Source organism: Pantoea sp. K16, assembly GCF_048452805.1.
GTDB lineage: Bacteria > Pseudomonadota > Gammaproteobacteria > Enterobacterales > Enterobacteriaceae > Pantoea > Pantoea agglomerans.
In genome coordinates this window covers 310,706-319,809 of the sequence record NZ_JBLWNV010000006.1, presented here as the reverse complement: position 1 = coordinate 319,809, position 9,104 = coordinate 310,706, and the positions used below count along the sequence as shown (strand labels likewise).

Annotated in this window: 12 protein-coding genes; 10 read left to right on the top strand and 2 right to left on the bottom strand. The window is 51.7% G+C overall.

The window, feature by feature from the left end:
• Window positions 1–271 precede the first annotated feature (271 nt).
• The 7 genes from pyrC to ACK13D_RS10660 all read left to right on the top strand — a co-directional run bounded on the left by pyrC (window position 272) and on the right by ACK13D_RS10660 (window position 5,196).
• A complete protein-coding gene (pyrC, locus tag ACK13D_RS10690) occupies window positions 272–1,315 on the top strand; it encodes a dihydroorotase (RefSeq protein WP_010246393.1) in 1,044 nt (347 codons plus the stop codon).
• A 62-nt stretch (window positions 1,316–1,377) separates the two neighbouring features.
• Window positions 1,378–1,623, top strand: coding sequence for a DNA damage-inducible protein I (dinI, locus tag ACK13D_RS10685; protein ID WP_010246395.1), 246 nt, complete (start codon window positions 1,378–1,380; stop codon window positions 1,621–1,623).
• Between the two features lie 145 nt (window positions 1,624–1,768).
• The gene (locus ACK13D_RS10680) at window positions 1,769–2,041 is read left to right on the top strand and encodes a hypothetical protein (protein WP_010246397.1); all 273 of its coding nucleotides are present in this window, start codon (window positions 1,769–1,771) and stop codon (window positions 2,039–2,041) included.
• Window positions 2,042–2,287: 246 nt separating this feature from the next.
• On the top strand, window positions 2,288–2,542 hold the full coding sequence (bssS, locus tag ACK13D_RS10675; protein ID WP_003849911.1) for a biofilm formation regulator BssS: 255 nt from the start codon (window positions 2,288–2,290) through the stop codon (window positions 2,540–2,542).
• A gap of 94 nt (window positions 2,543–2,636) precedes the next feature.
• Window positions 2,637–3,749 (top strand): N-methyl-L-tryptophan oxidase, encoded by a 1,113-nt coding sequence (solA, locus tag ACK13D_RS10670; RefSeq protein WP_022625882.1) that lies wholly within the window; start codon window positions 2,637–2,639, stop codon window positions 3,747–3,749.
• A gap of 294 nt (window positions 3,750–4,043) precedes the next feature.
• Entirely contained in the window at window positions 4,044–4,619 is a 576-nt protein-coding gene (locus ACK13D_RS10665) for a cytochrome b (protein WP_418796311.1), read from the top strand.
• A gap of 1 nt (window position 4,620) precedes the next feature.
• Entirely contained in the window at window positions 4,621–5,196 is a 576-nt protein-coding gene (locus tag ACK13D_RS10660; protein WP_010246405.1) for a YceI family protein, read from the top strand.
• Window positions 5,197–5,235: 39 nt separating this feature from the next.
• Here ACK13D_RS10660 and trhO read toward each other — a convergent pair whose 3' ends face one another.
• Window positions 5,236–6,285: an oxygen-dependent tRNA uridine(34) hydroxylase TrhO gene (gene trhO / locus ACK13D_RS10655; RefSeq protein WP_010246407.1), complete on the bottom strand. Its 1,050-nt coding sequence runs from the start codon at window positions 6,283–6,285 to the stop codon at window positions 5,236–5,238.
• Between the two features lie 252 nt (window positions 6,286–6,537).
• Here trhO and ACK13D_RS10650 point away from each other — a divergent pair, with 252 nt between their 5' ends.
• From ACK13D_RS10650 to ACK13D_RS10640, 3 genes are all read left to right on the top strand, one after another.
• Window positions 6,538–7,461 (top strand): Kdo(2)-lipid IV(A) acyltransferase, encoded by a 924-nt coding sequence (locus ACK13D_RS10650; protein ID WP_010246409.1) that lies wholly within the window; start codon window positions 6,538–6,540, stop codon window positions 7,459–7,461.
• A 529-nt stretch (window positions 7,462–7,990) separates the two neighbouring features.
• Window positions 7,991–8,257, top strand: coding sequence for a hypothetical protein (locus ACK13D_RS10645; RefSeq protein ID WP_010669830.1), 267 nt, complete (start codon window positions 7,991–7,993; stop codon window positions 8,255–8,257).
• Window positions 8,258–8,387: 130 nt separating this feature from the next.
• Window positions 8,388–8,789, top strand: coding sequence for a MysB family protein (locus ACK13D_RS10640; protein ID WP_010246413.1), 402 nt, complete (start codon window positions 8,388–8,390; stop codon window positions 8,787–8,789).
• Here the strand turns inward: ACK13D_RS10640 and ACK13D_RS10635 are convergent.
• Window positions 8,780–9,019 carry a YceK/YidQ family lipoprotein gene (locus ACK13D_RS10635; protein WP_033767370.1) on the bottom strand — a complete coding sequence of 80 codons (240 nt, stop codon included), beginning with the start codon at window positions 9,017–9,019 and terminating at the stop codon, window positions 8,780–8,782. The genes ACK13D_RS10640 and ACK13D_RS10635 overlap by 10 nt on opposite strands.
• Window positions 9,020–9,104 lie beyond the last annotated feature (85 nt).

The window sequence follows — 9,104 nt, the reverse complement described above, 5'->3', positions numbered from 1 at the left end:
GCCGAAGGTACCGCGTGAGCGGCGCGAGGACGGCCCGGCAGCAGCAGAGGTGCTCTGGCCCGCACTGCGGCTCGCTCGCCCGGAAAAAAAGGCTGCCACGTCTGACCGTGACAGCCTTTACAAATCTAATCTTAACTGACCAGCATTACCCTGTTGGGCAGCGGATTTTCTTTGACAGCATAAAAAGCAGGTGCAAACGGTTGCCTGAATCCTTATGCTTAGACCCCGGCCAAAACACGCCTTTTGTTTCCCTTCTGCCGGAGCTTCACTGATGACAGCACAACCTCAGCAACTTACCCTGCGTCGCCCTGACGACTGGCATATTCATCTGCGCGACGATGAGATGCTCAACACGGTCCTGCCCTATACCAGCGCGGTGAATGGGCGTGCCATTGTGATGCCTAACCTGGTGCCACCGGTGACCAGCGTGGCAGCAGGTGAAGCGTACCGCGATCGCATCCTGGCGGCGCTGCCCGCCGAACACGCCTTTACGCCGCTGATGACCTGCTATCTGACCGACTCGCTTGATCCTGATGAGCTTGAGCGCGGTTTCACCTCCGGTCTGTTTACCGCGGCTAAGCTCTATCCGGCGCACGCTACGACGAACTCCAGCCATGGCGTTACCGATATCGCCTCCATTGCCCGCGTGCTGGAGCGGATGCAGAAGCTCGGTATGCCACTGCTGATCCACGGCGAAGTCACCGATGCGCATGTCGACATTTTTGACCGCGAAGCCCGGTTTATCGAAACGGTTATGGTGCCGCTGCGCAGCCAGTTTCCGGCACTGAAAGTGGTGATGGAGCACATTACCACTCAGGACGCCGCAGAATATGTTGCCGCCGCCGATGAGACGCTGGGCGCGACCATTACCCCGCAGCATTTGATGTTTAACCGCAATCACATGCTGGTGGGCGGTATTCGTCCGCACCTCTATTGCCTGCCGATTCTTAAACGCAACGTGCATCAGGAAGCATTGCGCAAATTAGTAGCGAGTGGTCATCCGCGCGTGTTCCTCGGCACCGACACAGCACCGCATCTGCGTCATCTCAAAGAGGCCAGTTGCGGCTGCGCGGGGGTATTTAATGCGCCAGTGTCGTTACCCGCTTACGCCACCGTTTTTGAAGAGCTGAACGCGCTGGAACATTTTGAAGCGTTCTGTTCGGAGAATGGCCCGCGTTTTTACGGCCTGCCGCTGAATGAAGGGACGATTACCCTGGTGCGTGAGTCCTGGCAGGTGCCAGAGTCCATCGCGCTCGGCAGCCATTCACTGGTGCCGTTCCTGGCGGGTGAAACGCTGAACTGGCGCATCGCATAATTTTACTTGCCTCCGGCCTGCTAAGACTGTAAATATATACAGTATCTTAAACGGAGGCTGTTATGCGCGTTGAAATTACCGTATCAAATACCCGACCTCTTCCTGCTGGTGCGATAGAAGCGTTGAGCGATGAATTATCGCGCCGCATTGATGAACAGTTCCCTGACTCGACCAATCACGTCAAGGTACGTTATGCCAGTGCCAATAATCTCAGCGTGCTGGGCGGTGGAAAAGAGACGCGCGACCAGATCAGCGAGATCCTGCAGCAGACGTGGGAAAGCGCTGACGACTGGTTCAATACTGATTAACCGCCACTGTGCTTTTTTTCCGGGTGTCGCCACCCGGTTTTTTTATCTTTTCTCCCCTCTCGCACTTACCCCGTCCTGCATCTAGACTCTTAATGATCAATGCCCTATCCTTGCGCTCGTCACGCATAACAGGAGGTGCGACACCATGACTACTGATAAACCGGAAGAGGCGATGACCTTTGGTGAGTTGTTAGCACTGATTGGTGATCAGAAGCGTCGTTTAACGGTGCTGGAAAATGCCTTTTCCAGTCTGATTTTCTGTCTTGACGATCGTGCCAGTCAGCTACTGGTACACAATCTGTCGCTGGAAGCCCAAAATCAAAACCATGATGAGCAGCTTCAGCAGCACTTTGCCCGTCTGGCAGAAACACTGCAAAAACGCGGCGGCGGCGTAGTGCCAGAAACGCCGGCTCTCTGAGTCCGGTCACGCGGCTAAGCCCGCTTTTTGCCTGTCTTTTGACTGCTGATAAAAATGCCTGCCCGTCAGGCATTTTATTTTTTTACGCCCGCCTTTCAAACGCAAATATTCTGTGAGAAGCTGACTCACGGCATTTTTTAAACAGTGATACCCTCGTTTACTGTTATAATTGTTTCGCTATTGGAATAAAAAAGCCGCATTGAACCTCATCATGCACTTCGTTTAACGAGTAATAAGGAGGTTATAATGGACAGAAGAAAAGATGTTATACAGACTCACCCACTGGTGGGCTGGGATATCAGTACCGTTGACAGCTATGACGCCATGATGATCCGCCTGCACTCGTTGTCGTCGCAGGATCAAAAAGAAGAAGAAGCGGATGTTGGCCCGACATACTGGCTGACAACGGATGTGGCAAGGCAATTTATCTCGATCCTCGAAGCAGGCATCGCCAAGATAGAATCAGCCGAGCAGATAGAACGACTCCTCAATAAGCATTAATTTCTGCCGCATCAAAGAGGCGCCCTCAGGGGTGCCTTTTTCGTTTCTGTTTCTGGTATGCTTTTGATTATCTGTCTCTTAGAGCGTAGTTACCATGATTTATGATCTTATCGTCGTTGGCAGCGGTTCCGTGGGCGCGGCGGCAGGCTACTATGCCACCCAGGCGGGTTTATCGGTGTTAATGATCGACAGCGCCCATCCTCCCCATAATCAGGGCACACATCATGGCGAGAGCCGGCTGATTCGTCACGCTTATGGTGAAGGTGAACGCTATGTTCCCCTGGTTCTGCGGGCGCAAACGCTGTGGGATGAGCTGGAACAGCGTGCCGGTGAGCGCATCATGCATCGCAGTGGCGTACTTAACCTCGCCCCGAATCAGTCGCCGTTTATTCAGAACGTCATCGACAGCGCGACCCGCTGGCAGCTCAATATTGAGGTGATGCAGCCAGATGACGTGCGCAAGCGCTGGCCACAAATCAATGTGCCTGAGGGCTATCTGGGCGTATTTGAGCCGCAGTCCGGCTATCTGAAATGTGAACAGGCGGTACGCAGCTGGATCCAGCTGGCGGAGCAGGCGGGCTGCGCGCAGCTGTTTAACTGCCCGGTTTCAGAGCTGGGTCGCGATGGCGATCTGCAGCAGGTCACTACCCTGGATGGCGTCTACCGGGGCCGCAAAATGTTGATCAGTGCGGGCACATGGGTTGGCAAATTAGTTCCTGACCTGCCGGTCGCGCCCACCCGCAAGGTGTTCGCCTGGTATCAGGCAGATGGCCGCTACAGTGAGAACAATAAGTTTCCCGGTTTTACGGTGGAAATGGGCGATGGCAGCCAGTTTTATGGCTTCCCGGCGGATAACAACGCCCTGAAAGTGGGTCGTCATGATGGCGGTCAGCTGATGCAGCAGCCTGAGGATCGTAAGCCTTTTGGCGCGGTGGCGGCCGATGGCAGCGAAGCTTTTGGATTCCTCCGTCAGTTTTTACCTGGCGTCGGTGTCTGTCTGCATGGCGAAGCCTGCAGCTACGATTTTAGCCCGGATGAAGACTTTATAATTGATACCCTGCCGGGTGAACCAGACCGCTTGTTAATTACCGGGCTCAGTGGACACGGGTTTAAATTCGCCAGCGTATTGGGCGAACTGGCTGCAGAATTTGCCCAGCAAAAACCGTTCTCTTTTGATCTGACACCCTTCCGCCTCTCACGTTTCTGACTCGATAAAGGGTGGTATCAGCCTGATGCCGCCCGACTGACAGACTTTGACGAAAATTGACTATTACTGACATAAAGTCAGAATATATTTCGCCCTTTTGGTTAATTCCGGCTCTTTTTAGTTAACGACCAGCGCCTCACAAATAACTCATTCAGTAATATTGCGCATTTCACACCTGATTTATTCAACCTTTTCACAATATAAAATTAAAGTTATAGAAGCGTAAGGATGATTGCTTTTATATTTCATAATGTGGATGCTTATTTCAGATTATTACTTCATGAAAACCTCATTATGTTATTACGTAATTCATCTCATCAGTTTGGCCTGGTTGCCGTGCTGCTGCACTGGTCGATGGCGCTGGCAATTTACGCCATGTTTGCGCTGGGATTATGGATGGTCGGCCTCGGCTATTACGACAGCTGGTATCACGACGCGCCTGAGATCCATAAAAGCATCGGCGTGATCCTGTTGCTGACGCTGATCGTTAGCCTGCTGTGGCGCGTTATTTCACCGCCGCCAAAACCGCTTAGCAGTTATTCCCCGCTGGTACGCATCAGTTCGGTGGTGGCCCACCTGTTACTGTATACCCTGCTGCTGGCGATTCTGATCAGCGGCTATCTGATCTCCACCGCCGATGGCAAACCCATCTCAGTATTCAGCTGGTTCACCCTGCCCGCGCTGTTCAGCGGTGCTGGCGAACAGGCTGATCTTGCGGGCGACATTCACCTCTGGCTGGCCTGGACGGTTGTGGTCCTGTCACTGCTGCATGGGCTGGCTGCGGTAAAACATCACTTTATCGATCGCGATATCACCTTAAAACGGATGTCGGGTTTGCGTTTCACCTCTCCCTCTGAAAAGGATAAATAATATGTTTAAAAAGACCCTGCTGGCGATGACCGGTGCCAGTCTGCTGCTCGGCTCACTCACCGCCTCTGCCGCTGACTACAAAATCGATAAAGAGGGCCAGCACGCCTTTATTCAGTTCCGTATCCAGCATCTGGGTTACAGCTGGCTCTACGGCACCTTTAAGGATTTTGATGGCCGCTTTACCTTTGATGAGAAGGATCCTGCCGCAGATAAAGTCGACGTCACCATTAACACCAGCAGCATCGATACTAACCATGCTGAACGTGACAAGCACCTGCGCAGTGCCGACTTCCTGAACACCAGCAAAAACCCGCAGGCCACGTTCAAATCCACAGCGGTGGAAAAAGAGGGTGATGAGCTGAAGATTACTGGCGATCTTACGCTGAATGGCGTGACCAAACCGGTAACGCTCGAGGCGAAAATGCTGGGTGAAGGTAAAGATCCGTGGGGCGGCTACCGCGCTGGCTTTGAGGCTGAAGGGGAAATTGCACTGAAAGATTTCAACATCACCAAAGATCTGGGGCCAGCTTCGCAGAAGGTTCAGCTGATGATCTCGGTTGAGGGTGTACGCCAGTAAAACAGCAAGCCGCCTGAAGCTGACTTCAGGCGGCCACGCTTATTTCTTCAGCGGCGAGGGAATGGTCATGTTTAACAGGCCACGCGACTTGTTAAAGATCTTGTTGCCATTTTCACGTCCTGCCCGACGCGCGCGCTGCTCTTCCGGTGAGAGCTTCGCCTCTTCCTGGCAGATCGGGCTACAGCAGTTCTCAAACTTCTCCGCGCAGCTTTTGCACTGAATAAACAGCAGATGACAACCGTCATTGACGCAATTAACGTGGGTATCACAGGGTTCGCCGCACTGATGACAGTTCGACAACACATCGTCAGAGATCCGCTCACCCATCCGCTCATCAAAAACAAAGTTTTTGCCTTTGAAGCGTACCGGTAATCCCTGCTCACGGGCGCGTCGGGCATACTCGATGATACCGCCCTCAATGTGATAGACATCCTCAAAGCCGTTGTGCCGCATCCAGGCGCTGGCCTTTTCACAGCGGATCCCGCCGGTGCAGTACATCACGATCTTTTTGTCTTTCTGATCCTGCAGCATCTCAACCGCCATCGGCAGCTGATCGCGGAAAGTATCAGCCGGCACTTCCAGCGCGTTGTCGAAGCGACCCACCTCATATTCGTAGTGGTTACGCATATCCACGAACAGGGCGTCAGGATCGTCCAGCATGGCGTTTACGTCCGCCGCTTTAAGATACTGACCCACATCGCTGGCATCAAAACTGTCGTCTTCAATACCGTCAGCGACAATGCGGTCGCGTACTTTCAGACGCAGCACCCAGAACGATTTACCATCATCATCCAGCGCAATATTCATCCGCAGATTGTTCAGCGCCGGATCAAAGCCATATAGCCATTCTTTCATCTTTTCATACTGGCTGGCTGGCACGCTGATCTGCGCATTGATGCCTTCGTGGGCCACGTAGACGCGACCAAAGACCTTAAGAGCTGTCAGGCCAAGATAGAGCGCGTCACGGAATGCTTTGGGATCGGCAATCTGGAAATATTTATAAAAAGAGACAGTGGTGCGCGGCTCGGTTTCAGCCAGCATGCGCGCCTTCAGCTCTTTATTGGAAACGAGGTTATGTAACACTGGCATGGTGTTCGTCCTGTTATCAATAGAAGAAATTTAGCGCGCACATGATACCTGATTTCACCGGGATGCAAAGGCCAGTGACCAGATTGATCGCCTGTTGCCGTTTTTTGCAGCAACATTGGACTATTAACCTTTGTTCATTGATGGCACGTTCCGATAGTGATATTTAAGCGCACGTCAAAAACTGGCACAATGGCGTAAATCAACGAGATATCAGCACCGCACGGTGCGCGACGCAGGAAAATTAACCTTCACATGACTCAGTTGCCTCAGTTTTCACGAGAACTGCTCCACCCGCGCTATTGGCTGACCTGGCTGGGTGTCGCTTCTCTTTATCTTTTGGTGCTACTTCCTTATCCCCTGCTTTATGTTCTCGGCTGTAATATTGGCCGCATTGGGATGCGTTTTATGAAACACCGCGTCAGTATTTCCCGGCGTAATCTGGAATTAAGTTTTCCGGATATGCCGGTAAATGAACGCGAAGCGATGGTTAAACACAATTTCGAATCGGTCGGCATGGGATTAATTGAGACCGGTATGGCGTGGTTCTGGCCTGACTGGCGCATCAATAAATGGCATACGCCGTCGGGGCTGGAGCATATTCAGCAGGCGCGCGATAGCCAGCGCGGCGTGCTGCTTATCGGCATGCATTTTCTGACGCTGGAGATTGGTGCACGCATGTTTGGTATCCATAACCCTGGCATTGGCGTCTATCGCCCGAATGACAACAAACTGATCGACTGGCTTCAGGTCAAAGGTCGGATGCGGTCAAATAAAAGCATGCTCGATCGTAAAGATCTCAAAGGAATGATCCGCGCACTGAAACAGGGTGACATTATCTGGTATGCGCCCGACCACGATTATGGCCCGCGCAGCAGCGTCTTTGTCCCCTTCTTTGGCGTGGAAAAAGCGGCCACAACGGTGGGCACCCATCTGCTGATCCGCACCGGTAAACCGGCTGTCATCCCTTTTGTGCCGCGTCGTCTGCCTGGGGGTCGCGGCTATGAACTGATGATACTGCCTGACATCAGCGGCGAATTTACGCTGGAAAGTGATGTCGCAACCGCAACCAGAATGAATCAGGTTGTTGAAGAGGGTGTGCTGCTGGCACCTGAACAGTATATGTGGCTCCACCGCCGCTTTAAAACGCGCCCCGAGGGCGAACCCTCCCGTTATTAATCTGTTCGCGCTAAATGTCTGTCAGGCATTTAGCGCGTTTTACTCCCCTGCTAAATAAATCACTCATGGCAGACTCAGCCTGTAAGCGAAACCGCAGGTCCAGTAATTAATAAACACCCGTATTCATAATATAATTTCTCTCTGTTTAAAGTTAAACCCGCTAATCAATTAACAGGACGGCAGGCGGCATTCAGCCTGTTTCGCTTTTTATTAATTAATATTGCAGCGAGTGCTATTAAATGCGTTATGGCGCTGATTATTCTGTACGCCAGGCCTAATCCTATTTAGCCGCTCTTAATGATATCTTACTGCTTATGAATCGGGGAAAATTAACTTATTTTACAAGCGATTGCCTTTCTGATTTAGCTTATATTCCATTTTACATTTTTTTAACACCCCGATAGACCATTATGGAATTTGAACTCATTAATGCTTATCGGTAGTTTCGTTTGTGACAGTCAGGCTTTTAACGGCTCTGGCCAGAATTATAAAAAAGACAACACAGCAAACCTCTAATGGGACAGTTAATATGAACAAAGGTCTCTACTATTACGTTACAATCGGTACCGATCAGGAAAATTATCACTTTCTTCATCGTAAAGGGTGCAAGCGTATGCCTGATAAAGAAGAGGTCATATTTATCGGCACGTTATATAATTTGAGTCAGGCCCTCTCCATCGCCAGAATTAATTTTAAGAAAGTTAAGCCATGTATAAAATGTTGTATCCGCTACTCAGCCCCCGTGATTCATGAGTCCGTTCAACCGGTTTTGCATTTCCCGCAAAAGATGATCTGACCCTGACTGGCGGGAAATGGCTTATTTCCCGCCAGTTGCACCGGCCTGACCTTTCCCTCCTTCAGATTTCGTCTATCCTTCACTGAAATCAAATAAATCCATAGTCAAAGACCCGTGAAGGAGAAGAGCGATGAGCATGTACAGTACCTTAGAGGAAGCCATCGATGCTGCACGTGAAGAGTTCCTCGCTAACCACCCGGAGCTCGAGGAAGGGGATGCATCAATCAGCCAGTTTGGTCTGCAAAAGTATGTGATGCAGGATGGCGATATCATGTGGCAGGCTGAATTCATGGCAGAAGAAGGTGAAGCAGGCGAATGTCTGCCTTACCGTAGCGGTGAAGCGGCACAGGCCATTTTTGATGCAGATTTTGACGAAGTTGAACTACGTCAGGAGTGGTTAGCAGAAAATACCCTGCACGAGTGGGATGACGGCGAGTTCCAGCTGGAGCCGCCGCTGGACACCGAAGAGGGTGAAGCTGCCGCGCAAGAGTGGGAAGATGATAACAGCGATTCCGATCGCAGTTACTCGTAAGGACCGTGGCTGGCATCCACCGGTAACAACAGGGTATCAACCACCAGCGACAGCGGCAGGTCGAGGATCGTCAGGACCCGCCATCCGCTGTCGCGAACATCCCACTGTACGCCGGGATAGTACTGATTACCGTGCCCCTGCCCGGGAATGGTACGACTGATAATACTGCCGCATCCGCTTAAGCAGAGCACAGCCGCGACGATAACAGCCGCCTTTAAGCACCCTTTCACCACTCATATCCGCCATGAAGAAACAGCCATTGAGATCGTCACGCGCTGCTCGCGGTGACTGCCAGCAATAAATTTATCAGCCAAT